The sequence below is a fragment of the Bradyrhizobium sp. CCH5-F6 genome (genome assembly GCF_001556045.1).
Lineage (GTDB): Bacteria > Pseudomonadota > Alphaproteobacteria > Rhizobiales > Xanthobacteraceae > Bradyrhizobium.
The window spans coordinates 1-25,473 of the sequence record NZ_LSIC01000035.1 but is presented as its reverse complement, the minus strand read 5'-3'; the positions used below and the strand labels follow the sequence as shown (position 1 = coordinate 25,473).

Sequence of the window (25,473 nt, the reverse complement as noted above, 5' to 3'; positions counted from 1 at the left end):
GCTGCTCCCCTGCGCTTGTTTCGAAACGCAACCAACTCGAGAACGCGACTATTGGATTACGCGGCAGCTTGCGCGAGCCGGCTCATTTCCTGCGTGACCAGCTCACGATACGGCCCGTGACCCTGCATCAGACGCTCCGGCGAGCCGTCCTCGATGATCTTACCATGTCTCAACACCACGACGCGGTCGAAATTGCGCAGCGTCGCCAGACGATGGGCGATTGCGATCACGGTGCGGCCGCGCATCAGGCGCGACAGCGCCTCGCGGATCGCTTCCTCGGATTCGCTGTCGAGCGCGGCGGTGGCCTCGTCCAGCAGCAGGATCGGCGCGTCCTTGAGGAAGGCGCGCGCGATCGCGATGCGCTGGCGCTGGCCGCCGGACATCTTGACGCCGCGGTCGCCGACCATCGTGTCGAGGCCTTCGGGCAGGCTGTCAATGAAATCGCAGCGCGCCGCGATCGCCGCACGCAGCACCTCGTCGTCGGTCGCGTTCGGCCGGCCGTAGCGGATGTTCTCGCGGATCGAGCGATGAAACAAGGAAATGTCCTGTGGCACGACGGAAATCGCCTCGCGCAGGCTCAGCTGCGTCACCTTCGAGATATCCTGGCCGTCGATGGTGATACGGCCATCGTCGACGTCGTAGAAGCGCTGGAGCAGCGTGAACAGCGTCGACTTGCCGCCGCCGGACTGGCCGACCAGGCCGACGCGCTGGCCGGGCTGAAGCCGCAGGCTGAACCGCTCGAAGATCTTGTCGCCACCGGGATAGCCGAAGGTGACGTTGTTGAAAGCGATTGCCGCGCCGCTCTTCACCAGCGGCTCCGCCTCGGGGTGATCGCGCAACTCGTGCGGCACCAGCAGCGTGGCGATCGCCTCGGTCAGGCGCGCAACGTGCTGGGTGACATCGACCAGCGCCACCGCAAGATCACGCGTGGCGCTCAGGATGGAGATGCCAAGCGTACAGACCAGCACGACATCGCCGGTCGTTGCCTGGCCCTTCTGCCAGAGCGTGATTGCCCAGGCCATCAGCGCGATCGTCAAGAGCACGGTGATGGCGGCATGCAACAGCCGCAGCTTTTCCAGATAACGCAGGCTGCGGCTTCGCGCGGTGAGCTCCCGGTTCACCGTCGCGTCGAACCGCTCATGCTCGTGGCCGATGCCGCAAAAGGCACGGACCAGCGGCATGTTGCTGATCACGTCGATCATCTCGCCGTCGACCGCGGCGGCCTTGTCGGCAAAGTCGTCATGCAGCGGCTTGCCGGCGGCGGCGAGGTGAAACATCAAAATTACCATGCCTCCGGCGATCACCATCAGGCCGAGGGCCATATAGGGACTGACGGTTCCAATCAGTGCGATTGCCGCAATTGTGGCGATGCAGGGCGGCAACACGTTCCAGACGAACATGTTCTCGACCGTGAACACCGCGTTCGAGGTCGCCGTGATGCGGCTCGTCAGCATCCCCGGCATCCGGTCCGAGAAGTAGCTCGGCGCGTGCCCGGTCAGATGACGAAATATATCACGCCGTAAATCACCCGTGACCCGGACAAAGGTGAAGCTCGCTGTCCAGCTCGCGATCCGCCACAGAAAGTTGTCTGCGGCGATCAGGGACATGAGCAGAATGAATGCCAGCCATACGCCGCCGCCTTGTGAAGGTCCCGCCGACAAGGCGTCGACAAGGGACTTGACCCCATATTGGGTGCCTACGGAGCAGGCAACTGCCGCGACGACCGCGGTCAGGATCACCACATGCGACACTATTCGCATCCGAAGATAGCGCAAGACAAAGGCAAATGGCCTGCGCGCGTATCCAGAAAGATGATCCATATCGCTATCGCCCCGTTATGCTGATTTTCATTTTGTTACTGATCGACTGAACATCGACCTCTTCGCCTGGGTTCCCGGCCCCGGCGATCACGACATGCGGATGCGGACGATCTGAGAAGATGGAGTGGCAGCATCGAGACGGCCCGCGAACTTGTCGAATAAGTAACGCTTGGGAAGAGGAACTTCGCAGGTGCGAGAACGTTCCCCTGTCTGGCATGCCGGTGCCGTACAGTCGGGGGTTTCAATCATGATCGCACAGAGGAGATGGTGAGATGCGCATCGCGCAGGTAGCTCCGTTGACGGAGGCTGTTCCACCCAAGCTGTATGGCGGCACCGAGCGGGTGGTGCATTGGTTGACGGAAGAGCTGGTGGCCCTCGGACATGACGTGACATTGTTCGCCAGCGGCGACTCGCAAACATCGGCAAAGCTGGATGCGCTCTGGCCGCGGGCGCTCCGTCTCGACGGTTCCGTGCGCGATCCAAATGCGCTGCACATGGTGCTGCTGGAGCGGGTGCGGCAGAAATGTGACGACGAGGAGTTCGACTTCCTCCACTTCCATCTCGATTACTATCCGTGGTCGCTGTTCCACCGGCAACCCACGCCGTTCCTGACCACGCTGCACGGCCGGCTCGATCTGCCGGAGCACCAGCCGGTCTTCAACACCTTCTCCAAGATGCCCGTGATTTCGATCTCCAATGCGCAGCGGCGGCCGGTGCCGCAGGCGAACTGGGTGACGACGATCCACCATGGCCTGCCGGAGAATCTGCTGACGCCGAAGCCGGCGAAACAGGAGTATCTCGCCGTGCTCGGCCGCATCGCGCCGGAAAAAGGCGTCGACCGCGCCATCAAGATTGCCACTCATTGCGGCATTCCACTCAAGATCGCGGCCAAGGTCGATCGCGCCGACCAGGATTACTACGACGAGCTGATCCGGCCGATGATCGAGAATAATCCGCTGGTCGAGTTCATCGGCGAGATCGGCGATCACGAGAAATCGGACTTCCTCAGCGGCGCGCTCGGACTTCTGCTGCCGATCGACTGGCCGGAGCCGTTCGGCCTCGTCATGATCGAGGCCATGGCGTGCGGAACGCCGGTGGTCGCCTTCAACCGCGGCTCGGTGCCGGAGATCATCGACGAGGGCCTCACCGGCTTCATCGTCGAGGACGTCATCAGCGCGGCAGGCGTGGTCAACCGCCTCGCGCAGCTGGACCGAACCGCAATCCGCAAGCAGTTCGAGACACGCTTCACCGCGCGGCGCATGGCGCTGGATTACCTCGCGGCCTATCGCAGTCTCGCCGAGCAGAAGGCGCCGCGGATCAAGCTGGTGAGCAGCGCGGAGTAGCGCGCTTCTACATCACTGCCAGTCGAAGTGCCCTCTCCCCTTGTGGGAGAGGGCCTCGAGAAGGTAGCGGCACACTCGCTTGGGTGACGGGCTACTTCCGCATTGAAACTCTCGCAGCGGAGACATACCCCTCATCCGGCGCCATAGCCGAAGCTTCGCTTCGGCGTTCTTGAGAACGGCGGCCGAAGGCCGCCTAAGCCACCTTCTCCCACAAGAGGAGAAGGGAAGAGAGTTAGCCTCTACCTCACCACGGCCCGCTTCGGCTCCACGATCTCGAACATCCGTGGAAACTCGTCCATGAGGCCCATCAGCTCGGCGAGCTTCATCGGGTTGCCCGCGAGCTTGACCTTGCCGGCAGCGACCGCTTCCGGAAAGCTCGTCAGCTTCGCGATCACTTCATCCAGCGTAGCGCGCGCCAGCGTGAAGCTGGCGTCCGCATTTTCCGCCTGCACGCCCTCGGCGTAAGTGAGCGCGCAGTTCTCCAGATTGAGAACGAACGTCTCCCCGGTGTCGGAAAAGCGCCAATTCAAGACGATGTGCTTGCCTTCCGCCTTGGGACCGTTGAGTCGGATGCCGAGCACGTCCCAGAGCTGCGAGGTGCGCAGCGCCGCCAGCGTCTCGCGCGGCATCGGCGGGCGCGCCGGCACCTTGGGCATGCCCTGTCGCAATTCCTGCGCGCCGAACAAATAGGCGTTGCGCCAGGTCGCGCTCTCGGCGGCATAGCCGAGCTGCTCCAGCGTATCGGCCAGAAGTGCGCGCGCCGCCGCATTGTTCGGCTCGGCAAAGACGAGATGACCGAGCACCTGGGCGACGAAGCGGAATTCCCCCTTGTCGAAATCGGCAGCCGCCCGCGCGAGGATGGCGTCCGCGCCGCCCATATACTCGACATATTTCCTGCCCGACTCGACCGGCGGCATCGGATCGAGATTGACGGGATTGGCATCGTACCAGCCGAGATATTTCTGGTAGATCGCCTTCACATTGTGGCGGATATGGCCGTAATAGCCGCGGCCGTGCCAGGCGCCTTCCAGGCTCTTCGGCAGCTGGATCGTTTCCGCGATTTCGGCTGCGGTCAGGCCGTGGTTCATCAGGCGGATGGTCTGGTCATGCGCGAACTTGTAGAGGTCGCGCTGCTGGCGGATCATCGTGCCGATCCGCTCGCGACCCCACACCGGCCAATGGTGCTGGCCGCACATCGCCTCCGCCTTGCCTTCCCAGAGCTGCAAAGCCTCGCCCAGATATTTCGACCAGGCCAGTGCGTCCCGCACGTCTGCACCGCGGAACGGCAGCAGGTTGTGGAAATTGTGCGTGCAGTTCTCGGCGAGGTTCAACAGCTTGTAGCGCGGGACGAAGAAGTGCATCTCCGCCGGCGCTTCGCTGTTCGGCGCCATCTGGAATTCGAATGCGACGCCGTCGATCACGCGCGTATCGCCGGTCGCCATGATCAGGTCCGTGGGGCGCAGCAGCGCGACCGACCCTGCCGCCATCGACTTGCCGAGACCGCAATCGACCTGCCCGCGCACGCCCTTGGCGAGGAGCGGACCGAACTGATACTGCGCCCGGCGCAACATCGCAGGCCCTGCGATGATGTTCTCGGAGACCGCATGTTCCATGAACAGGTTCGGCGCGATGATCGGCACGCTTTCAGTGGCTAGCGCATCCTCATCCAGCACGCCCCGCGCGCCGCCCCAATGGTCGGTGTGGGTATGGGTGAAGATGATCGCCGCGACCGGCCGCGTGCCGCGGTGCTTGAAGTAGAGATCGAGCGCGGCGCGGGCGCCTTCGATCGAGGTCAGGGTGTCCACGACGATGACGCCGCTGTCGCCCTCGATCAGCGTCATGTTGGCGATGTCGAGCCCGCGTACCTGGTAGACGCCGGGCACGACCTCGAACAGGCCGTGCTGCATGTTGAGCCGCGACTGCCGCCACAGGCTCGGATTCACCGTGGGCGGCGCCTGCTCGGCGGACAGGAAACCGTAGGGCTCGAGACTCCAGACCGTCCGCCCTTGCGGATTCGTGATCGTCGCATTCTCGATCGTGCCGAGAAAGCCGCGCGCGGCGTCGTCGAAATCCCGTCTGTCGGAAAACGGCAAGGCGTTCAGCATGGCCTCATGTTGCGCGATGACGGACGGCGATGCGTCCTTTGGCTCATTGCTGAGTTCGGTCATTTGTATCCTCCCGGCCTGATGCACGGCATCTAACCGCATCTTGCGGTCGATTGCCATTGGAGGAGACGAAGGAAACAGAACGAGATGCCCTCTTCCCCTCTCACCTCCCGACGAGGAGAGGGTGCGCCGTCTAAGCAGCTACGCCTTCAACGGCCTGGCGCGATGCCGTGGCATTGTCCGCCGTCCGCAACTCGCTGGCCAGCACGTAGCCGCCACGATTCTGCTTGGCACGGTACAGCGCTTTGTCCGAGCGCGACAACAGCGCCTCTGCGGTTCGGCCGTCGTCCGGCGCGACGGCCACGCCGACGCTCGCACCGAGATCGATCACCTGTCCGTCAACCTCGTACGGCCTGCCGATCGATTGCACGATCCGCCGTGCCATTGCCTCCGCGTCGGACGCGGCGCGCTGCACCAGGACGAACTCGTCGCCGCCCATTCGGATCACGAGGTCGTCAGGCGCGGCCAGCGCCTTGAGCCGCCCGGCGACCTGTTTCAGCAGCGCATCGCCGGCGGGGTGACCGAACCGGTCGTTGGCTTCCTTGAAGCGGTCGAGATCCAGCGTATGGACGGCAACCATCCCGGCCGACAGCATCACGGGCAGATCCTTCGCCAGCACCGAACGATTGGACACGCCGGTCATCGGGTCGGAGCGCGCGAGCTGCTCGAACTGGCGCTTGAGCGTGATCTGGTTGATCGAGGCGTTGAAGCTGAGCCGAACCATCTCGAAGCTCGCGACCACGTACATCAGGATGAGGAGACCGAGCCCGACATGACGGAGATCGGGCTGCATGAAGCTCACGATCGCGGCAGGCGCGGCGATCGCGACGAGATCGAGCAGCGCCGCGACGGGACGCAGCGCCAGCCGCGCCACCACGCCGGCGCCGAAGCCGAAACCAATGCCGACCGCCATCACGCAGCAGAGCGCATCGTTCAGCACGATGCTGCGCGCGGCAAACGCACCGAGCACGAGGGCCGTCACCACGGTGCCGGCAATGTAGCGCCGTTCCCAGTGCACGGCCTCGGCCCGATCGAGCCGGGGCGAAGCCGCGAGGCGGTGGCGGAACGCAAATATCTCGGCGAGACGGACAATCGCCACCACCACGCCGGCGACCGTCAGGCCGGCCGTCATCAGGTCACCGGTCTCGTATGTCGTGATGGCGCCGACCATCGCCTGGCAGGCGGCAGCGAGAATGGTGGGCATCATCGTGCCGTGAAGGCCCGTGATGACTTCCAAATGGACGGCGTCCGAAATCGACGCCGGTCCGGATTCCATTCTGTTGAAGAACATGCCAGCTCCCATCACTGGCATTTATCTACCGCGGACCCGTAAAGATGCGCTCGCTACTCAACGACCGCATTTGAGCATGCGGATTTACCGTGCATTAGCCATGTCTCGCCCCAGGCCCCGCGGCGGCTACATGCCGAGCAAGCGAGGCAGCCAGAGCGACAGGCCGGGCCAGTACGTCACCACCACCAGGAATCCCAGCATCGTCAACAGCCACGGCCACACCGCGACCGTGAGCTCGGTGATGCCCATCTTGGCGATGCCCGATGCGACGTAGAGATTGAGGCCGACGGGCGGATGGCACAGTCCGACCTCCATGTTGACCGTCATCAGGATGCCGAAATGGATCGGATCGATGCCGAGCTTGATCGCGACCGGAAACAGGATCGGCGCCATGATCAGGATGATGGAGGACGGCTCCATCACGTTGCCCGCCACCAGCAGCAGCAGGTTGACGAGCAGCAGGAAGCCGATCCACCCCAGGCCCTGGTCGATCATCCATTGCGCCAGCGCCTGCGGCACGTTCTCGTAAGTCATCAGGAACGAAAACAGCACGGCGTTGGTGATGATGTAGAGCAGCATCGCGGACAGATTCGCCGATGACAGCAGCACGCGCGGCACGTCGCGCAGCTTCAGGTCCTTGTAGATGAACACCGCGACGATGAAGGCGTAGACCGCGCTGACGGCGGCGGCTTCGGTCGGCGTGAACAGGCCGCTGTAGATGCCGCCGATCACGATCACGATCAGCAGGATGCCCCAGATCGACTTGCGGAATGCATCGAGACGCTCGAGGAAGGTGGCCTTCGGCATCCGCGGATAGTCGTTGCGCCAGGCCCGATAGAACGTCGTGGCGCCGAGCAGCGAGGCGAGCGCAAGTCCCGGCACGATGCCGGCGATGAACAGCTTGCCCACCGAGCTGTTCGTGGACACGGCGTAGAGCACCATCGGGATCGACGGCGGAATGAGGATGCCGAGCGAGCCCGACGTCGTGATCACGCCCGCGCCGAACCGCTTCGGAAAGCCTTGCGCGACCATCGCAGGCAGGATCACCGAGCCGATCGCCACCACGGTCGCCGGCGAGGAGCCGGAGATCGCGGCGAACAGCGCGCAGGCGACCACGCCCGACAGCGCCAGACCGCCGTACCAATGGCCGACCAGCGAGGTCGCGAACGCGATCATCCGTCGCGCGACGCCGCCATGGGTCAGGAAGTTGCCGGCGAGGATGAAGAACGGGATCGCCATGATTTCGAAATTCTCGATGCCGGTGAACAGCTTCAGCGCCACCGATTCCGTGCGCACGTCGGTCAGCGTGAACATGAAGCTGAGCACGGTCAGACCCAGCGCGATCGAGATCGGCATGCCGGTCAGCATCAGCGAGAGCAGCAGCGCGAACACGATGGCGACGCGCACGCCCTGCGGCAGCGTGATGAGGTGGCCCGCATGGGCGAAGCATATGGCGACGATCAGGACCGGCAGCAGCATCAGGATCCAGCCGAGCGGGCTGCGCTCGTCGCGGACGACCTGGCTGCGCGTAACCGGGGCCGGATGCACCGGATCCGTTTCGACGCCCTCGACGCCGGCCATGTCGTGGTGCGGCAGTTCGCCGGTGCGGTAGAACGACCAGGCGACCTGGAGGAAGCGGAAGCACATCAGGCCGGAGCCGAGCGGGATGGTGAGATAGACCATCCACATCGGCGCTTCGAGATCGTTGGACTGCTGGCCGCTCTGCCACATGTGGGTGACGAAGGCGGCCCCGAAATAGCCGACGATGGCGGTGAAAAGAGCGCCGCACAGAAGGCCGAAGGTGATCACGCGCCGGCGCGACCCGCCGGGCAGGATGTTGACCAGCACGTCGACGCCGACATGGATGCCGGTCCGCACGCCATAGGCGGCGCCGAACTTCGCCATCCAGATGAACATGTAGATGCAGAGCTCCTGCGCCCAGGACAGGTCGAGCGCGGCAAGCCAGGTAAACGCGGCGCGCGCCGGCACGGCGAGGAAGGTCAAGTTGCGGGCTTCGGCCCATTTGGCGATGTCGATCGACAACCCGGCGCCATAGCGGTGCAGCACCGCGACGAAGATGAGCGACGTCGCGGCGGCGATCATCGTCGCGATCAGCCACTCCTCGAGATGATCGAGAAAACGATTCAGCACACGCAGCAACTTGATCCCCCCAGATTATCTTTTCATTCAAGCGCAACGGCCGGAAGTGCGCTTCACCTCCGACCGTCGGTGTCGTTCTTGGCAGGACGCGGCGTCAGTGCAGCACGGTCTTGCCCATCGTCACAGTTTTGCGGGTCAGGAGCGGCAGCAATCCCCTACCCCTGACAACTAGACCTAAGCCCGATTTGCCGCAGCGAAGCTAACTTGGCGACTGCCCGATGCGCAACCCGGCACCCGCAGCAGTCCAAGGGAATAGCGGTCATGTCGCATTGCGGCAGAGCATCAGCGTTTGCGTTGAGCGACCATGAAGAGGCGCCGGAACGGGAACAGCGTCTGCCCCGCCGCATTCTTCGGATAGGCCCTGGCGACGCGCGCCGCATAGGCGGCTTCGAACGCGGCCTTCTCGTCACCCTGCAGCACGTCGAGATAGCGCGTCAGCCAGGTGCCCTTGGTCCACTCCTTCACGGGGTTCTCGCCTTCAAGCACCTGCAGATACTCGGTCTCCCAGATGTCGATATTGGCCGACATCGGCGCAAGCAGATCGTGATAGAAGGCGGGCCCCTCGACCGGCGGCGGGGTGACGAGATGCTCCACCTTGGACCGCCACGGACCGTCGAGCGCGGTCTCGCCGATCAGCACATGCGAAGGCGCGGTGAAGTTGCGCGGCATCTGCACCGCCAAGATGCCTCCAGGCGTCACCTTCTCCATCACCGACGGAAACAGTGCCGCATGATCGGGCAGCCAGTGCAGTGCGGCATTGGAATAGATCAAGTCGTACTGCCCGGCGGGAGCCCAATGGCCGAGATCCTCATGTGACCATTCCACGTCCGGCGCCGCTTTCCGCCCCGCAGCCACCATCTCGGCCGAGCCCTCGACGCCGGTCACATGCGCGTCCGGCCAGCGCTCCCTGATCAACTTCGTCACGTTGCCCGCGCCCGCCCCGAGATCGGCGATCGCGCGCGGCGCAAAATCCGGAATCCGCATCAGGAGATCGACGGCGGGCCGCAGCCGATGGCCGGAGAACTTCAGATATTGCTGCGGATCCCATACCATCGTTTCAGCCTTTGCCTTTCCGTGTTTCCTTCCGCGCCGATGGTTACCACTGCTCGTCTCGGTTCGGCAAATCGCCACTCGGGACAGGGCAGGAAACGAACAACAGAAAGGCGAAGCAAGAAGCCGGACACTGACATGGTCGGCAGCAGGCATCGTGCGCGCCCCCAGGCGGCTACACGTGATCTCTCAGAATTTCCGAGACCGTCTCGCACATCCACCTGATCCCTTTGTCGCTGGCGAAGCGGGAGTGGCTGTGCACCTTCACCTCGATTGGGGCGAGATCGAACGGCAGATCAAGCCGTCGAAAGTCCTTGGCCTGGTGCAGCCGCAGCGCGAGCGACTCCGGAAAGATGGCGGCGAGATCGGAATTTCGTACGATCTCCGGTGCGACCATGAAGTGGCCGCGCACGGCGATCTGGGAGCCGGTGTCCCTGTCGGCGAACCATTGCTCGATCGTCTGATGATGGATCGGCGAGGTGATCCTCGCGTAGAAGAATCGCAGGCCGGCGAAGCTTGCTTTTGTGAGCCGTCCCTTTGCCATCGGATGGCCCGCACGGACGAGGCAGACGAACCGGTCGTTGAAGACGTCGATGCTGGTACAATCCTCGGTGTTCTTGACGTGACCGATCGCGAGATCAACCTCGCCGGAGCGCATCGCGGCGACCACGTGGTCGGGCACGAACGGCACGACATCGATCCGGGCGAGCGGTGCGATGCGCGTCAGCTTGGGCATGAGCTGCGGCAGCGAATAGACCTCGGCGATGTCGGACATGGCGATGCGGAACGTCCTCTGCGTCAGGCGCGGATCGAACGCGGCCCGTTCCTTGAACGCACGGTTGATGATGGCGAAGGCTTGATCGAGCGGCTCGTGCAGGCGCACCGCCGCGTCGGTGGGCAGCATGCGGTTCGTCGCCCGCACGAACAGCGGATCGTTGAAATGGCCGCGCAGCCGCCGCAGGGCATGGCTGATCGCGGGCTGGGTCAGGCCGAGGCGGTCGCCGGCCGCCGTCAGGCTGCGCAGGTCCCAGATCGCCAGGAAAACCCGAAGCAAGTTCAGATCGATCGCATCATTCGTTTGGTTCATGTCGCGAATGATAACTATGAATTTGACTTAGCTCAATGCCTCCGGAAAATTCGGGCCATCAGGCAATGGCGCCGTTGAACGGGGACGCAATGGGACAGGAGCACATTCCGCAGCGAAGGATCGCTGGCGTCTCCACCCCAGCGGTTCGCTCCCGTCGCGGTACGCCCCGGTTGGAAGCGCCCCGGCCGCTAGCCTCGCCGCGCCGGCCGCGACGGTAACCAGACGGGATCACGCGTGGGCATTCAGTTCAAATCGGCCGGCGACCTCCTCGCGCTACTCGCTGCGAAAGAGATCTCTAGCGTCGAGGTGCTCCAGGACTTCATCGCCCGGATCGAGGCCTTCGACGGCGAGATCAATGCCGTGGTTGCCCGCCGCTTCGACCATGCGCTCGCGCTCGCAAGAGCCGCCGACGACGCCCGCATGCGTTCCCGGCCTGACGAGCTCGGTGCGCTCCACGGCCTGCCGCTGACGGTCAAGGAATCCTTCGACGTCGCCGGGCTGCCGACCACTTGGGGCATGGTGTCGCGAGCCGACCATCTCGCCACGGATGACGCCGACGCCGTAGCGCGTCTTGCCGCCGCCGGTGCCATCGTTTTCGGCAAGACCAATGTGCCGGAAGGGCTGGCGGACTGTCAGACCGCAAATCCGCTCTACGGCACGACCAACAACCCCTGGGATCTCGCGCTGACATGCGGCGGCTCGTCCGGCGGGTCGGCCGCCGCTCTGGCAGCCGGGTTCACCTGTGCCGAGCTCGGCAGCGACCTCGCGGGTTCGCTGCGCACGCCTGCCCATTTCTGCGGGGTGCACAGTCACAAGCCGTCGTACGGCGTTGTGTCCCAGCTCGGTCATTCGCTGGATGCGGACGCCACGCAGACGGACCTGACGGTCATCGGACCGATGGCGCGATCGGCTTCGGACCTTCGCGTCCTGTTCGACTGCATCGCAGGTCCGAGCGGGTTCGAAACCATCGGATGGAAGCTCGCGCTGCCGGAATCGCGGAGCCGGCGGCTGCGCGATTTCCGGGTGGCGGTGTTGCCCGATCACCGCGCCTGCGCGGTCGACGCCACGATACGGGCCGCCATCACGGGGCTCGCGACCGATCTGCAGCGCCAGGGCGCACAAGTCGACCTCGCGCCGGAATGGCCGATCGATCTGGAGCTCTGCTGGCAGGACTACATGATGATGATGCGGGCCGTCGGTTCGCGCCGCGCATCCGTCGAGGCTCTGAGGCAGTTGTCGAACCAGGCGGCCGGCCTGCAAAGCGGGGACCGAAGCTATCGGGCCGCCGTCCGTCGAGCGGCCGGGATGACGCATCATTCGTGGCTGTCGCTCAACAGCCGTCGCGGCCGTTGCCGCGAGGCATGGCAGCGATTCTTCCGCACCTACGACGTCGTTCTCTGTCCCGTTCATGCATCGCTGGCCTTTGCGCACGACACCGCGTCGCCGCGTGAAGATCGGACGATCGAGATCAATGGACGGCGACAGGATTACAACCAGTCGCTGTTCTGGATGGCCATCGCCGGTCTCAGCTATCTGCCGTCGACCGTTCGTCCGATCTCGCTCGCCAGGGGCCTGCCGATCGGGATCCAGATCATCGGGCCGTATCTGGAGGACCTGACGACGCTGCGCTTCGCGGAGCTTCTGGACGAGCTCTGCCCGCCATTGGTCTATCCGCTTCAGGACGCCGCCGGGCCTGAGCACGCCGGATTCACGTCAACGCAACGACATCACGATCAATCGAGGAGAAAAGCATGTTCTTGAGACATCTGGCACTCGCTGCTGCATGCGCCGCTTTATGCGCCGGTCCGGCAAATTCGCAGGAGATGAAGGTCGGCATCACCGCCGACTTCACCGGGGCGACGGCCGCCGTCGGCGCGCCGTTCAAGCTCGCGGCGGAGATCTTCCCGGATCACATCGGCGGCGTGCCGGTCAAATGGATCGTGCTCGACGACGGCGGCAACACCTCGACCACGGTCAAGAACGCGCGCAAGTTCATCGACGAGGACAAGGTCGACATTATCCTCGGCTCGAACACCATTCCGTCGACCATGGCGATGTTCACGCCGGCAGCCCAAAGCGGAACGCCGCAGATCGCCATGGTGCCGGTCGACATTCCCAGCGAGCAGCGCGCCTGGCTGTTCAATCTGCCGCAATCCGCGAAGATCATGGTCGGCGCCATCGTCGACGACATGACGTCGCGCAACTTCAAGCGCGTCGCCTTCATCGGTTACAATGACGGCTGGGGCGAGCTCAACTGGAAGAATTTCGAGCAGCTCGCGACGGCGGCGGGACTTCAGATCGTCGCCAAGGAGCTCTACAGCCGGACCGACACCTCGGTGACCGCGCAGGTTCTCAAGCTGCTCGATGCCAATCCCGATGCCGTCTTCGTCGGCGCCTCGGCGACGCCTGCAACGCTGCCGCATCTGACGTTGAAGGACCAGGGCTTCAAGGGCCAGATCTACCATACCCACGGGGCCGTCTCGAAGCCGTTCCTCAACGCGGGCGGCAAGCAGCTCGAAGGCGCCATCCTGCCCACCGGACCGATCGTCGTGGCGGCGGGCCTGCCCGATTCCAACCCGATCAAGAAGGTCGCGCTCGACTTCGACGCGAAGTATACGGCGAAGTACGGCCCCGGCGCTCCGAGCCCGTTTGCCGGATATGCGTGGGACGCCATGCTGCTCCTCAACGCCGCCGTGCCGGATGCCGCCGCGAAGGCGAAGCCGGGAACGCCGGAATTCCGCGCCGCGCTGCGCGACTCGCTGGCCTCGGGGCGCGAAGTTGTCGGCACCCACGCCGTCTACAAGTTCACCGATCAGGATCGCTACGGCGTGGACGCTCGATCGCGTGTCCTCGTGATCGTCAAGAACGGCGCGTTCGCGCTCTACAAGTAACCGGCGAACAGACGCACCCACAGAACGCAGGTCATGACGATGAACGGCACGATGGCGCTGATCCTGGCGCAGGACGGACTGACGACGGGCATCATCTACGCCCTGCTGTCACTGTCGATCCTGCTGGTGTTTCTCGTGACCCGCATCCTCTGGGTGCCCGCGGGAGAGTTCGTCACCTTCGGCGCGCTCACCATGGGCGTGCTGCAAAGGCACGAGGTGCCGGCGACGGTCTGGTTGCTCGCCGCTCTCGGCGGCGCCACGCTCGCCCGGGAGGGGGTGCGGGCGTGGCGGTCGGGTCGCCGCACCAATTGGTGGCTGATGGCGGCCTCCTATGCCGTGCTTCCGGCCGTAGTCGTCGGCGCGGCCATCGTGCTCGCACCAATGGACCTGCCGATCTTCGCTCAGGTGCTTCTCACCCTGGCGATCACGGTGCCGATGGCGCCGATGATCTATCGCAGCGCCTTTCTCGACCTCGCCGGCTCGCCGGTGCTCGTCCTGCTCTTCGTTGCCGTGGCCGTTCACTACCTGCTCACGGGCCTCGGCCTCGTTTTCTTTGGACCGGACGGAATGCGTACGCCGCCGTTCATCCCCGGCCGGCTGGACATCGGGGTGACGCGGATCTCCTGGCATCTGCTGCTGGTGATCGGCGTCGCGCTCACGCTGACAGGCAGCCTGTTCGCGTTCTTCGAACGCACGTTCTGGGGAAAATCGATGCGCGCGGTGGCGCTCAACCGCAGGGGCGCCCGGCTCGTCGGCGTCAAGCCGGAAACGGCGGGGACGATTGCGTTCGGCATCGCCGGTCTGATCGGGTGCCTGTCGGGAATCCTGATCGCGCCGGTCACGGGCATCTATTACGACAGCGGCTTTCTGATCGGCCTGCGGGGCTTCATCGGCGCGGTGCTGGGCGGGCTGGCGAGCTTTCCTGCGGCGATCGCCGGATCGATCTTCCTCGGCCTGTTCGAGAGCTATGCCTCGTTCTTCGCATCGGCCTACAAGGAAGCGATCGTCTTCTCGCTGCTGGTCCCCATTCTGATCTGGCGTTCCGTGATCGAACGGCGCCGGCACGCCCTGCCTGACGACGCGGAGTGACCATGCGCTGGCTCTCGCTTGCAGTGGTCGCACTGCTCGGCATCGCTCCGATCGCCTTTCCGACGTCCTATCTGACGCCGCTGAACTATGTCGGCCTCAACGCCATCGTCTGCATCGGACTGGTGCTGCTGGCCGGCGTGGAGGGACTGGCCTCGTTCGGACAGGCCGCCTTCGTCGGCACCGGCGCCTATACCGCCGCCCTGCTCAGCACCAGGCTCGGATGGTCGGCCTGGGAAACGCTTCCGGCCGCTCTGCTGGTGACGGGAGCCTCGGCGCTCGGCTTGAGCTGGCTGACGATCAGGCTCTCGGGCCACTACCTCGTCCTCGGCACCCTCGCCTGGGCCATCGCTCTCTACTACCTGTTCGGCAATGTCGAGTTTCTGGGAGGCTATAACGGCCTTTCCGGAATCCCCGCATTGACCCTGTTCGGGGTTTCGTTCGCCGACACGAGGTCCGTCTATTGGGTGGTGTGGACGATCGTCGCCATCGTCATGGTGATGACGGGCAATCTGCTCGACAGCCGCACCGGGCGGGCCCTGCGCGTCGTCCGGCACGCCACCATGGCGAGGAGCTTCGGCATCGACATCTCGAAGCTGAAGACCAAGGCCTTCGTCATCGCCGCGATGTTCGCAGGAATCTCTGGCTGGCTGATCGCGCACTATCTCGGCGTGGTGAATCCGGGCCCCTTCAACGCCAATGCCTCGATCGACTACATGTTCATGGTCGTGGTCGGCGGCTCGTCTCATCTGTCCGGCGCGCTGGTCGGACCTGCGCTCGTCGAATTCCTGCGCAACTGGCTGCGCGAGACGCTGCCGGTCCTGGTCGGCGGCTCCAGCCATTTCGAGCTGAGCGTGTTCGGGCTGCTGATGGTCGTGCTGCTGCAGGGCTCGGGCGGCGGCGTCATGAGCCTGGTGAAGCGCTATCTGCCGGCCCGGGCCGGCGCCAGGGTGTTGCCGGGCGGCGAACGTCTGCCGCGGCGGCCGCGGGTCGCGGCCGGCGATGCCCTTCTCTCGGTGAAGCGAGCCAGGAAGCAGTTCGGTGGACTCGTCGCCGTCAATGACGTGAGCTTCGAGGTCCATCCCGGCGAGATTGTCGGCCTGATCGGTCCCAACGGCGCCGGCAAGAGCACGCTGTTCAACGTGATCACGGGCGTGCTGGCGCCGACCAGCGGAGAGATCTGGTTCCGAGGCGAGCGCATCGACACACTACCTCCTCACCGGCTGGCCGAACGCGGCATCGCGCGAACGTTTCAGCATGTCATTCTCCAGGCCGACATGAGCGTGCTCGAGAACGTTGCGGTGGGCGCTCATCATCGGGCGGGCGCCGGTGCCGTGGCCTCGATGGTCCGCCTCGATCGCGGCCAGGAGCAGCTGCTGCTGCGCGAGGCGCAGCACCAGCTCGGCATGACCGGCCTCGCTGCCGATGCCGCGCTCGACGCCGGCAATCTGCCGCTCGGCAAGCAGAGGGTGCTCGAAATTGCGCGCGCGATGGCTGCCGATCCGCTCATCCTCCTCCTGGACGAACCGGCGGCCGGCCTGCGCTTTCAGGAGAAGCAGGCCCTCGCCGACGTGCTGCGGGCGTTGCGGGCCGACGGCATCTCCGTCCTGATCGTCGAGCACGACATGGACTTCGTGATGAACCTCGTCGACCGGCTCGTCGTGCTGGACTACGGCCAGCAGATCGCATCGGGAACGCCGCGCGAGGTCCAGAACGATCCCAAGGTGATCGAAGCCTATCTGGGAGGGATCGAATGAAGGACACGCTGCTGGAGGCACGCGACATTCACGTCGCCTATGGAAAGATCGAGGCTGTCGCGGGCGTCGCGCTGCGGGTCGCGCGCGGGCAGATCGTCACCGTCATCGGCCCGAACGGCGCGGGCAAGAGCAGCCTGTTGAACGCGATCATGGGACTCGTTCCCTGCTCCGGCGGGCTGTCGCTTGCGGGCGCCGACATTGCCCGGCTGGCGGTCGAGGATCGCGTCGCGCTGGGCATGTGCCTCGTGCCGGAAAGCCGCGAGCTCTTCACCGAAATGTCGGTGCTCGACAATCTGATCCTCGGCACCTACGCCCGCTTCCGCAAGGGCGAGCGGAATTTCGACGCCGACATCGAAGGCGTCTATGACCTGTTTCCTCGCCTGCGCGAGCGCAAGGCGCAACGCGCCGGCACGCTGTCGGGCGGCGAGCGGCAGATGCTCGCGATCGGGCGGGCGCTGATGGCCCGTCCCACCTTGCTGATGCTGGACGAGCCGTCTCTCGGTCTGGCGCCGCGCATCGTGCGCGAAATCCTTCGCGTCGTCGTGTCGCTGCGCGAGCGCGGGGTCTCGCTTCTCATCGTCGAGCAGAACGCCAGGGCGGCGCTGCAGATCGCCGACTACGGCTACGTGATCGAAGGTGGCCGCGTGGTCCTGGAGGGGCCCGCCGCCGAACTGCAAGCCGATGCGAACGTCGTCGCCACCTATCTCGGAACCGGCGGAAGCAAGACGCCGCTCCCGCCCGGAGCGACCGCGTGATGCCGCCGCGCGGCCATCCCCTCAATCCCGAGTGCGGCCGCGCATCGGCGGGCCACCGCCGCCCGTCCCGCAAAATTCCGTCACCACGGACATCAAGGAGCAAACGATGAACCACATCAACGTATCGAAGGGTGAATACTGGACCGGATCGCCCACGGCCGCATTCGACTACAAGAGCGCGGCGCGCGCGATCCTGCCGCGCCTCGACGCCACCGCGGCGAACAGCGAGCGGCTGCGCCGGCTCGACGACGATGCAGCGGCGGCGCTGCGCCAATCCGGCCTGGCCCGGGCCCTGACTCCCAAGGCGTTCGGCGGCTTCGAACTGTCCCCGAGCGCGCACATCTGGACCTGCGCGGAGCTCGCGCACAGCTGCTCGGCGGCGAGCTGGGTGCTGATGGTCTGCGTCGCCCACGACTACATCATCGGGCGGTTCTCGGAGGAGTGCCAGAAGGAGGTCTATGAGGGCGACGCCGACAATCTGCTTGCCGGCGCGCTGGCGCCGCAGGGGACGGTCGAACGCGTCGGCGGCGGATGGCGTCTCAGCGGGCGCTGGCAGTTCGGCAGCGGCTGCGATCATTCGCCCTGGTTCATCCTGGGCGCGAGGGTCAAGAATCCGGAAGCCGACGGCTACCTCAATTATCACGTCATGGTGCCCGCCGCGGACATCGAGATCGACGATACCTGGCACACGCTCGGCATGCGCGGCACCGGCTCCAAGGATCTCGTTGCGCGGGAGGTGTTCGTGCCCGAGCATCGGGCGATGCCGACCTTCCCGACCTTCATGGGGATGAGCCCGCACACCGACAGCCCGCTCTATCGGCTGCCGGTCTATGCCGGACTGTCCTCGATGCTGTCGGGCTCGGTGCTCGGCATGGCCGAGCGCGGCCTCAAGCATTTCATCGAGCGGACCTCGGTCCGCACGACCGCGCACGGCGTGTCGAAGGCGCAGAACGCCAACATGCAGCAGCGGGTGGCCGAAGCCAGCGCCGAAGTGGCCGCCGCGCGACGGCTGCTGGACAACATGTGCGAACGCTTCGACCAGGTGATCGCCGCCGACGCGGGTCCCATGCCCGCGGCCGAACGCGTCCAGTTCCGCTGGGATGCGGCCTATGTGGTCGAGCTCAGCCGCCGCGCCATCGACAGGCTGTTCGCCGCCTCCGGTGCGCATGGCGTCTACGAGGGCAGCGACGTCTATCGCGCCTATCGCGACATCAACACGGCCTGCCATCACGCGGTGATCGACTTCGACACCGTGTCCGGACTGCGCGGACAGATCGCGCTTCTGGGCGACATCGGTGAAAACCCGCGCGCGGCACCGCTCGCCTGAGGCTGTGCGAACCTGACGTCCGGTCCGAGCACCAAGCGGCACGGGCTCGTCCCGCTCGCCCGGCCGGCGTCACAACGCATGCGACCCTGCACCAACGACATCGAGGCAGCGCGATATGGCGATAGAGCAAGCCGTTACGACGAAGGAGACGCCGATCTCTCCTGCGGTATTCAAGCAGAGCATGCGCCGTCTGGCAGGCGGCGTCTGCATTCTGGCAAGTGCGAGGGACGGCGAGCGTCACGGCCTGACCATGACGGCCGTGTGCTCGCTGACGCTCGATCCGCCCATGCTGATCGCCTGCGTCAACCGCGACGCCGGAGCCTATGAGACGATGCGTTCGACCCGGCGCGTCAGCGTGAACCTGCTGGGTTCCGACCAGATCGAGCTCGCGGAGCTGTTCTCGTCTTCGACCATCAAGGGCACGGAGCGGTTCGAGCGCGCCGAATGGGTCGAGATGGCGAGTGGCGTGCCGGCACTGACGGGCGCCCTCGCGGTGCTGGACTGCCAGATCGTGGAGGAGAAGGCGGTCGGCCAGCATTCGGTGCTGTTCTGCGAGGTGAAGGCCGCCCGGCTCGAGGACCAAAAGGATCCGCTGGTGCATTTCGATCGCCAGTTCTGCGGATTGCTTCCTGTCGCCTGACGCTTGCCTCGCAAGACAAACCCTTCTTCGTCGGCGATCGCGTCTTCCGGACGCGAGCGGCCGGCCATCAGGATCAAGTCGCGAAGTGTCGCAAGATCATCTCGGCTGCAGAGATGACGACCCCGTCCGCACTCTGTCTGCGACAATCTCGACGAGACGGCCGCCTTCACGATGTCGGCCGGAGTCACGAAGCGACCGACGCGGTGCGACAGCTTCACGTCGGCAGCACCGGTTGATCTGGACAAGGGGTTGATGGTAACTACCATGACCGGTACACGCCGGGCTGTCGATGAGCGCAGTGCTTCGCGCTTCGTCTGAATCTCTGTGCGTGATGGCGAGCAAATTGGGGAACGGCAGAGAATTGGGTGCTGGACGTCGTTCGCCGATGCGCAAGCGCGGTCGCGAGCGGCTTCAGCTTCTGCTTGATGCCACCGCAGACCTGCTCGCCGAACGGCTGGACGAGGATATCAGTCTCGCTCAGATCGCCGAGAGAGCGGATGTGCCTCTCGCCTCAGTCTATCACTTCTTTCCGAACCGAGGCGCCGCCTTCGTAGCTCTGGCGCAACGCTATCACGCCGAGATCGCGGCACGCGCCGCTGGACCGGTTCATCCTCGTCCTCAGACCTGGCAGCACTACATCGCCAACAGCCAGAAGGCCGGCGCAGCGCATCTGAACCGCAATCCTGCAGCGCTGCGGCTTTTCATGGGCGCAGGCGTCAGTGTCGAGGTGAGAAACACGGATCTCAGCGGCAACGCCAATCTCGCAAAGCAGCGTACCGCCTATCTGCGTGCGACGTTCGATATGCCCAAGGTACCGGATCTGGAGAAATGGGTCGCGGTGTCGATCGCGCTCGTGGATGGAATCTGGGCGCTGTCCTACAGCCTCCATCGATCCATCACCCCGGAATATCTCGAGGAATCGATCAGATGCTCCATCGCATATTTGCGATGCTACCTGCCGGAAGTCGTCGAACGGCGTGCCCCCTGAACCTGCCTATAGTCATATAAAATTTCACTATTTCTTGGGATACCGACGCTCGCTGCTTCCGCTGTGGGCGACTCGGCGACTATTTCTTGCTCATATTTCCCTATGATTGTGAAAATGCAGGGATCTTTCCTTGGATGATACGCCCAAAGACTCCGCTTTATAATCGAAATTTTTATCACTATCATGCCGCACATGGTGAGGTCCGCGCCTGATCTCCGTTTCCTGAAAGGAGTGCCATGAACCGCCGAGACTTCTTGAAAGCCGCCACCGCCGCGGCAACGGCCACGGTTGCAGCGCCTCGCCTCGCCTCGGCGGCGGGCGAGAAGGTCCTGACCTTCGTTCCGCAATCCGATCTCACATTGCTCGATCCTGTGCAGACGACCGGGCTTGTGACCCGCAACCATGCACTGCTGGTGTTCGACACGCTCTATGGCGTCGACGAACGTTTCGAAGCACAGCCGCAGATGGTCGCTGGTCACGAGATCGACCGCGACGGCCTGCGCTGGACATTGACGCTGCGAGAGGGATTGAAGTTTCACGACGGAGAACGGGTCCTGGCGCGGGATGCCGTGGCCAGCATCAAGCGCTGGTGGAGCCGCGACGTCTTCGGTGGAGATCTTCGCAGCGCAACCGCCGAACTCTCCGCAACGTCCGACAATACGATCGTCTTCGACCTGAAGAAGCCTTTTCCCTTGCTGGCCTATGCGTTGGGCAAGCCGTCAAGCGTGTGCCCCGTCATGCCCGAGCGCCTCGCGCTCACGCCGGGCACGGAGCAGGTCAAGGAGATGATCGGCAGCGGACCGTTCCAGTTCGTGCCGGACGAACGCATCGTCGGATCCCAGGTCGTCTACAAGCGGTTTGACGGCTACGTACCGCGACCATCAGGCACCGCCAGCTTCATGGCCGGCCCCAAGACCGTCCACCTCGACCGCGTGATCTGGCGCGTTCTGCCGGATGCGGCGACGGCCGCGGCCGCCCTTCAGGTCGGCGAAGTCGACTGGTGGGAGCAACCGACTCCAGACTTGTTGCCGCTGCTCGCCAAGCGAGGCAACATCAAGGTCGAGGTCAAGGACACCGGCGGCTATCTCGCGATGATTAGGCTCAATCATCTCGTTCCCCCCTTCGACAATCCCGCGATCCGTCGCGCCATCCTGTCGGCCATCAGCCAGACGGAATTCATGACGGCCGTCATGGGCACCAATGGCGCTTTCTGGAAGGACAATGTCGGCTTCTTCCTGCCCGCCTCCCCCTTCGCGAACGATGCGGGCATGGACGCCTTCGCGGGGGCGCCGGACTACGCCAGGGCCAAGCGCGATCTGCAGGCGGCAGGCTACAAGGGCGAGCGTATCGTCTTCGTCGTCCCGGCCGACCTCCACGCCCTCAATTCCATGAGCCTGGTCGCCGCCGACATGTTCAAAAAGATCGGCCTTGAAGTCGATTACCAGGTGTCCGATTGGGGCACCGTGTTGCAGCGCATTGCGTCGCAGCGCCCGCTCGACCAGGGCGGCTGGAGCGCATGGTGCAATTACGTCCCCGGCGCGTCCGCAATCAATCCCGCGGCTCACTCCTACCTCAGGGGCATTGGGAAGGCTGGCACCTTTGGCTGGCCGAGCAGCGAAAAGATCGAGGCCCTGCGCCTCGCATTTCTGTCGGCCCAGGACGACAAGGAAAGACAGCGGCTGGTTCGGGAAATCCAGGCGCAGGCCATGCAGGACACACCATATCTGCCGCTCGGCTACTTTGCGCAACCGGCCGCATACTCGCAAAAGCTCAGCGGCATTCCCTCGGGCTTCTCCCAGTTCTACGGTGTGAAGAAGGCCTGATCTTCAGGCAGGTCAGAGCACATCGATCACACCTCGACCAACGCAATCAACGCCTCGGTGGGATGGCCGAAAACATGAACGACTTGCACGCCGAACTGGGGTACGCAACCGCGCTGGAACTGAAGGCGCGCTTTGAACGCCGCGAGCTCTCTCCGGTCGAAGCCGTATCGGGCGTTCTCGACCGGATCGCGGCGCTTGAACCTTCGATCAACGCGTTTTCCGTGGTGATGAGAGACGAGGCGCTGGCTGCAGCACGGGACTCCGAGCGGCGCCTGCGCAGCGGAGAGGCGCGGCCTCTCGAAGGAATTCCCGTCACGATCAAGGACGCCTTCGGTGTGGCCGGCTACGAAACGGCGACCTGCACGCATGCGCTGAAGGGCCCTGTTGCGCGCGAGGATAATATCGTCGTCGCCCGCCTGCGCGAAGCCGGCGCGATCATCCTCGGCAAGACCACGATGTCCGAATTCGGCTGGTCCGGCATCAGCCGCAATCCGGTGACGGGCGTGACGCACAACCCATGGAAACGCGGCTTCAATGCCGGCGCCTCCTCTGCAGGCGCAGGCGCAGGTGCAGCGGCCGGCTACGGACCGCTCCACCTCGGCTCCGATGGAGCCGGGTCGATCCGAATGCCGTCGCATTTCTGCGGCGTCTTCGGCTTGAAGCCGACCTTTGGCCGGGTCCCCTACGCGCCGGTCTCCAACAACGACTATGCCACCTATATCGGCCCGATGACGCGAACCGTTGCCGATGCCGCGCTGATGCTGGAGACAATGGCCGGCCCGCATTGGCTCGACCACACATGCTGCGAAGCGGCGCCCGATGCCTATCTCGCCAAGCTCAAGACCTCGATGAAGGGCAAGCGCATCGCCTTCAGCCCCGACCTCGGTCACGCCCGCGTCGATGACGAGATCGCAGGGATCGTTGCATCGGCGGCCAAGGTCTTTGCCGGAGAGCTTCAGGCCGAAGTGGAGATCGTGACGCCGCCGTGGGGGCCGCATGGTCCGGAACTCGGGCGCTTCTTCTGGGCGGCTCTCTGGGGGCGCCGGGCCGGACTGCTGCCGGAATGGGAGGGCAGCATGGGCAGCGACCTGGTCGCCTGCATTCGCGAGGGCGCCAACTATTCCGCGACCGAGTACATGAACATGCGCGAGCGCAAATACGCGTACGTCGCGGACATTTCGAGCTTCCTCGAGGATTGGGACTATCTGATCACCCCGGTCGCCTCGGTTGAGGCCTTTCCGGTCGAGCGCGTCAGGCCGGAACATTGGCCCGAGCACGATTGGGATTGGCTCGCATGGTCCGAATTCCTCTACCCCTTCAACATGTCGAGCCATCCGGCGGCGAGCGTGCCTTGCGGCATGACCCGCGCCGGCCTGCCCGTGGGCCTGCAGATCGTCAGCCGTCGCTTCGACGATCTTGGCGTCCTGCAGGCAGCCGCAGCCTTCGAGGCTGCAATGCCGTGGAGACAGCGTCGTCCCGACATCGCGATGCCGAGCTGACGCGCGGCCCCAAATCCGACAGGACAATCCATGATGAGAAATTCGAAGGACTCCGAACTGCGCGAACGCGCACGGCAAGTGATCCCGAAGGGCATGTATGGTCACGAATCGGTCGCTCTTCTTTCAGAGGACTTTCCGCAGTTCTTCTCGCGAGCCGAGGGAGCCTATCTCTGGGACTGCGATCACAACCGTTACGTCGACTACATGTGTGCGTTCGGTCCCAATCTGCTCGGATACCGGCACCGCGGTGTCGAGGAAGCCGCACGGGCTCAGGCCGCGATGGGAGACACCATGACCGGTCCCTCCGAGGCCATGGTCGTGCTTGCGGAAGACCTCGTATCGATGATCGGGCATGCAGCCTGGGCGATGTTCTGCAAGAATGGAAGCGATGCGACCTCGATGGCGATGGTGACGGCACGGGCTTATCGGGATCGCCGCAAAATTCTCGTCGCGAAGGGCACCTATCACGGCGCCGCCCCCTGGAATACTCCCAACATGAAGGGCATCACGGCGGAGGACCGGGCCCACATCATCTATTTCAACTACAACGACCTGGACAGTGCGACGGAAGCATTTCGCAAGGCCGATGGCGACGTCGCCGGCGTTTTCGCGACGCCATTCCGTCATGAGACGTTCAACGACCAGTACGCGCCCTCGGCCGAATATGCGCTTGGACTGAGGAAGCTCTGCGATGATGCGGATGCGTTGCTGATCCTCGACGAGGTACGCACCGGCTTTCGCCTCTCGCGCGACTGCAGCTGGTCCGTGCACGGCGTTCAGCCCGATCTCAGCGCATGGGGCAAGGTGCTGGCCAACGGCTATCCGATCTCGGCCCTTCTCGGCTCGGAGAAGGCGCGCAGCGCAGCGTCCAGCATCTACGTCACGGGATCCTTCTGGTTCTCCGCCGTGCCGATGGCGGCGGCGATCGCGACCCTGCGGGAGATCCGGACAACCGACTATCTCGAACGGATCGTCGCCAATTCCACGCGCCTGCGGGCGGGGATCGCGGCGCAGGCCTCCGCACACGGCATTGCGGTTCGCCAGACCGGACCGTCGCAGATGCCACAAATCCTGTTCGATGACGATCCGGACATGCGGAAGGGTTACTTCTGGGCCAGCTTTGCAGTTCGATCCGGGGTCTACCTTCACCCCTATCACAACATGTTCTTCAACGCCGCCCTGACGACGGACGACATCGACAACACGCTCGACATCACCGATCGTGCCTTCGCCGAACTGAAGCGGCGCCTGTTCTCCCTGCCCGCCCAGTCGAACGAGCTCGTGCTGCAACGCCTCGGGCGGTGACGGCGGGGGGATGAGTTCCGCCCGATGTCACGTCGGGTGTAACGGCCCGATTGAAGCGATGGCTCCCGGCCCACCATCCGTGAGGTTCAGCGAGATTTGCACTGCCCTTGAATCCGCTTCGGGCGAGGAGCAGCAATCTGGACCGGCGGCCATCACGTGTTCCTGGCATCACCGGTAGCGCGCTGCATCCCGGGCACAGTGATCCCGATGGATGGGGGGCTGCGGAGGTATCAGTTCTAAAGCCGAATGGCTTTAGCTCGAATCGATTGCCTCGGATCGTTCACCTCCCGCTTGCGGGAGAGGCCGGGAGAGGGCTTTCTCCTCTTAGGGGTTGTCCCATTGGGGATACACCCTCTCCCCAACCCTCTCCCGCAAGCGCAGGGGTATCGCATATGAGTTCTTGGCGGGGCCTGAGCGCGCGCCTCGTCCTTCGAGACGACCGCTTCGCGGTCTCCTCAGGATGAGGCTGAGTGGCATTGGTGCCCG

At 64.5% G+C, this 25,473-nt stretch carries 18 protein-coding genes and 1 pseudogene; 12 read left to right on the top strand and 7 right to left on the bottom strand.

Annotated elements, in window-relative coordinates:
* Positions 1-56 precede the first annotated feature (56 nt).
* Positions 57-1,820: an ABC transporter ATP-binding protein gene (locus AX729_RS06255; RefSeq protein WP_061021169.1), complete on the bottom strand. Its 1,764-nt coding sequence runs from the start codon at positions 1,818-1,820 to the stop codon at positions 57-59.
* A gap of 272 nt (positions 1,821-2,092) precedes the next feature.
* Here AX729_RS06255 and AX729_RS06250 point away from each other — a divergent pair, with 272 nt between their 5' ends.
* A complete protein-coding gene (locus AX729_RS06250; protein ID WP_061021167.1) occupies positions 2,093-3,163 on the top strand; it encodes a glycosyltransferase family 4 protein in 1,071 nt (356 codons plus the stop codon).
* A 239-nt stretch (positions 3,164-3,402) separates the two neighbouring features.
* Here the strand turns inward: AX729_RS06250 and AX729_RS06245 are convergent, their stop codons facing one another.
* The 6 genes and pseudogenes from AX729_RS06245 to AX729_RS06225 form a co-directional block, all read right to left on the bottom strand.
* Positions 3,403-5,331, bottom strand: coding sequence for an alkyl/aryl-sulfatase (locus AX729_RS06245; RefSeq protein ID WP_061021165.1), 1,929 nt, complete (start codon positions 5,329-5,331; stop codon positions 3,403-3,405).
* A 130-nt stretch (positions 5,332-5,461) separates the two neighbouring features.
* Positions 5,462-6,619, bottom strand: coding sequence for a GGDEF domain-containing protein (locus tag AX729_RS06240; protein WP_061021163.1), 1,158 nt, complete (start codon positions 6,617-6,619; stop codon positions 5,462-5,464).
* A 126-nt stretch (positions 6,620-6,745) separates the two neighbouring features.
* On the bottom strand, positions 6,746-8,026 hold the full coding sequence (locus tag AX729_RS41635) for a TRAP transporter large permease (RefSeq protein WP_245325075.1): 1,281 nt from the start codon (positions 8,024-8,026) through the stop codon (positions 6,746-6,748).
* A gap of 216 nt (positions 8,027-8,242) precedes the next feature.
* Positions 8,243-8,722 (bottom strand): annotated as a pseudogene (locus AX729_RS41630) (TRAP transporter small permease); the annotation flags it as partial.
* A gap of 339 nt (positions 8,723-9,061) precedes the next feature.
* Positions 9,062-9,832: a methyltransferase domain-containing protein gene (locus AX729_RS06230; protein WP_061021159.1), complete on the bottom strand. Its 771-nt coding sequence runs from the start codon at positions 9,830-9,832 to the stop codon at positions 9,062-9,064.
* 172 nt (positions 9,833-10,004) lie between these two features.
* Positions 10,005-10,916 (bottom strand): LysR family transcriptional regulator, encoded by a 912-nt coding sequence (locus AX729_RS06225; protein ID WP_061021157.1) that lies wholly within the window; start codon positions 10,914-10,916, stop codon positions 10,005-10,007.
* Between the two features lie 234 nt (positions 10,917-11,150).
* On the opposite strand from AX729_RS06225, the gene AX729_RS06220 reads away from it, so the two are divergent.
* The 11 genes from AX729_RS06220 (at position 11,151) to AX729_RS06170 (ending at position 24,987) form a co-directional block, all read left to right on the top strand.
* Positions 11,151-12,677, top strand: coding sequence for an amidase (locus AX729_RS06220; protein ID WP_061021155.1), 1,527 nt, complete (start codon positions 11,151-11,153; stop codon positions 12,675-12,677).
* Positions 12,668-13,807: an ABC transporter substrate-binding protein gene (locus AX729_RS06215; RefSeq protein WP_061021154.1), complete on the top strand. Its 1,140-nt coding sequence runs from the start codon at positions 12,668-12,670 to the stop codon at positions 13,805-13,807. Before AX729_RS06220 ends, AX729_RS06215 begins: the two co-directional genes overlap by 10 nt.
* Positions 13,808-13,840: 33 nt before the next feature.
* On the top strand, positions 13,841-14,896 hold the full coding sequence (locus AX729_RS06210) for a branched-chain amino acid ABC transporter permease (RefSeq protein ID WP_245325074.1): 1,056 nt from the start codon (positions 13,841-13,843) through the stop codon (positions 14,894-14,896).
* A 2-nt stretch (positions 14,897-14,898) separates the two neighbouring features.
* A complete protein-coding gene (locus AX729_RS06205; protein WP_061021151.1) occupies positions 14,899-16,650 on the top strand; it encodes a branched-chain amino acid ABC transporter ATP-binding protein/permease in 1,752 nt (583 codons plus the stop codon).
* Positions 16,647-17,405 (top strand): ABC transporter ATP-binding protein, encoded by a 759-nt coding sequence (locus AX729_RS06200; RefSeq protein WP_061021149.1) that lies wholly within the window; start codon positions 16,647-16,649, stop codon positions 17,403-17,405. The genes AX729_RS06205 and AX729_RS06200 overlap by 4 nt, the downstream gene beginning before the upstream one ends.
* A gap of 106 nt (positions 17,406-17,511) precedes the next feature.
* Positions 17,512-18,732, top strand: a complete 1,221-nt coding sequence (locus AX729_RS06195; RefSeq protein ID WP_197433540.1) for an acyl-CoA dehydrogenase family protein — start codon at positions 17,512-17,514, stop codon at positions 18,730-18,732.
* 115 nt (positions 18,733-18,847) lie between these two features.
* Complete coding sequence (locus AX729_RS06190; protein WP_061021146.1) at positions 18,848-19,372, top strand: flavin reductase family protein; 525 nt, start codon at positions 18,848-18,850, stop codon at positions 19,370-19,372.
* A gap of 298 nt (positions 19,373-19,670) precedes the next feature.
* Entirely contained in the window at positions 19,671-20,360 is a 690-nt protein-coding gene (locus AX729_RS06185) for a TetR/AcrR family transcriptional regulator (protein ID WP_197433539.1), read from the top strand.
* Positions 20,361-20,596: 236 nt separating this feature from the next.
* On the top strand, positions 20,597-22,183 hold the full coding sequence (locus tag AX729_RS06180; RefSeq protein ID WP_061021141.1) for an ABC transporter substrate-binding protein: 1,587 nt from the start codon (positions 20,597-20,599) through the stop codon (positions 22,181-22,183).
* A 74-nt stretch (positions 22,184-22,257) separates the two neighbouring features.
* Positions 22,258-23,682 (top strand): amidase, encoded by a 1,425-nt coding sequence (locus tag AX729_RS06175; RefSeq protein WP_061021201.1) that lies wholly within the window; start codon positions 22,258-22,260, stop codon positions 23,680-23,682.
* 30 nt (positions 23,683-23,712) lie between these two features.
* Positions 23,713-24,987: an aminotransferase class III-fold pyridoxal phosphate-dependent enzyme gene (locus AX729_RS06170; RefSeq protein ID WP_061021140.1), complete on the top strand. Its 1,275-nt coding sequence runs from the start codon at positions 23,713-23,715 to the stop codon at positions 24,985-24,987.
* The last annotated feature ends 486 nt before the right edge of the window (positions 24,988-25,473 follow it).

Coding starts and splice junctions, on each gene's coding strand:
- AX729_RS06255 (WP_061021169.1), bottom strand. CDS start 1,820: ATGGATCATCTTTCTGGATACGCGCGCAGGCCATTTGCCTTTGTCTTG.
- AX729_RS06250 (WP_061021167.1), top strand. CDS start 2,093: ATGCGCATCGCGCAGGTAGCTCCGTTGACGGAGGCTGTTCCACCCAAG.
- AX729_RS06245 (WP_061021165.1), bottom strand. CDS start 5,331: ATGACCGAACTCAGCAATGAGCCAAAGGACGCATCGCCGTCCGTCATC.
- AX729_RS06240 (WP_061021163.1), bottom strand. CDS start 6,619: ATGTTCTTCAACAGAATGGAATCCGGACCGGCGTCGATTTCGGACGCC.
- AX729_RS06230 (WP_061021159.1), bottom strand. CDS start 9,832: ATGGTATGGGATCCGCAGCAATATCTGAAGTTCTCCGGCCATCGGCTG.
- AX729_RS06225 (WP_061021157.1), bottom strand. CDS start 10,916: ATGAACCAAACGAATGATGCGATCGATCTGAACTTGCTTCGGGTTTTC.
- AX729_RS06215 (WP_061021154.1), top strand. CDS start 12,668: ATGTTCTTGAGACATCTGGCACTCGCTGCTGCATGCGCCGCTTTATGC.
- AX729_RS06210 (WP_245325074.1), top strand. CDS start 13,841: ATGACGATGAACGGCACGATGGCGCTGATCCTGGCGCAGGACGGACTG.
- AX729_RS06205 (WP_061021151.1), top strand. CDS start 14,899: ATGCGCTGGCTCTCGCTTGCAGTGGTCGCACTGCTCGGCATCGCTCCG.
- AX729_RS06200 (WP_061021149.1), top strand. CDS start 16,647: ATGAAGGACACGCTGCTGGAGGCACGCGACATTCACGTCGCCTATGGA.
- AX729_RS06195 (WP_197433540.1), top strand. CDS start 17,512: ATGAACCACATCAACGTATCGAAGGGTGAATACTGGACCGGATCGCCC.
- AX729_RS06190 (WP_061021146.1), top strand. CDS start 18,848: ATGGCGATAGAGCAAGCCGTTACGACGAAGGAGACGCCGATCTCTCCT.
- AX729_RS06180 (WP_061021141.1), top strand. CDS start 20,597: ATGAACCGCCGAGACTTCTTGAAAGCCGCCACCGCCGCGGCAACGGCC.
- AX729_RS06175 (WP_061021201.1), top strand. CDS start 22,258: ATGAACGACTTGCACGCCGAACTGGGGTACGCAACCGCGCTGGAACTG.
- AX729_RS06170 (WP_061021140.1), top strand. CDS start 23,713: ATGATGAGAAATTCGAAGGACTCCGAACTGCGCGAACGCGCACGGCAA.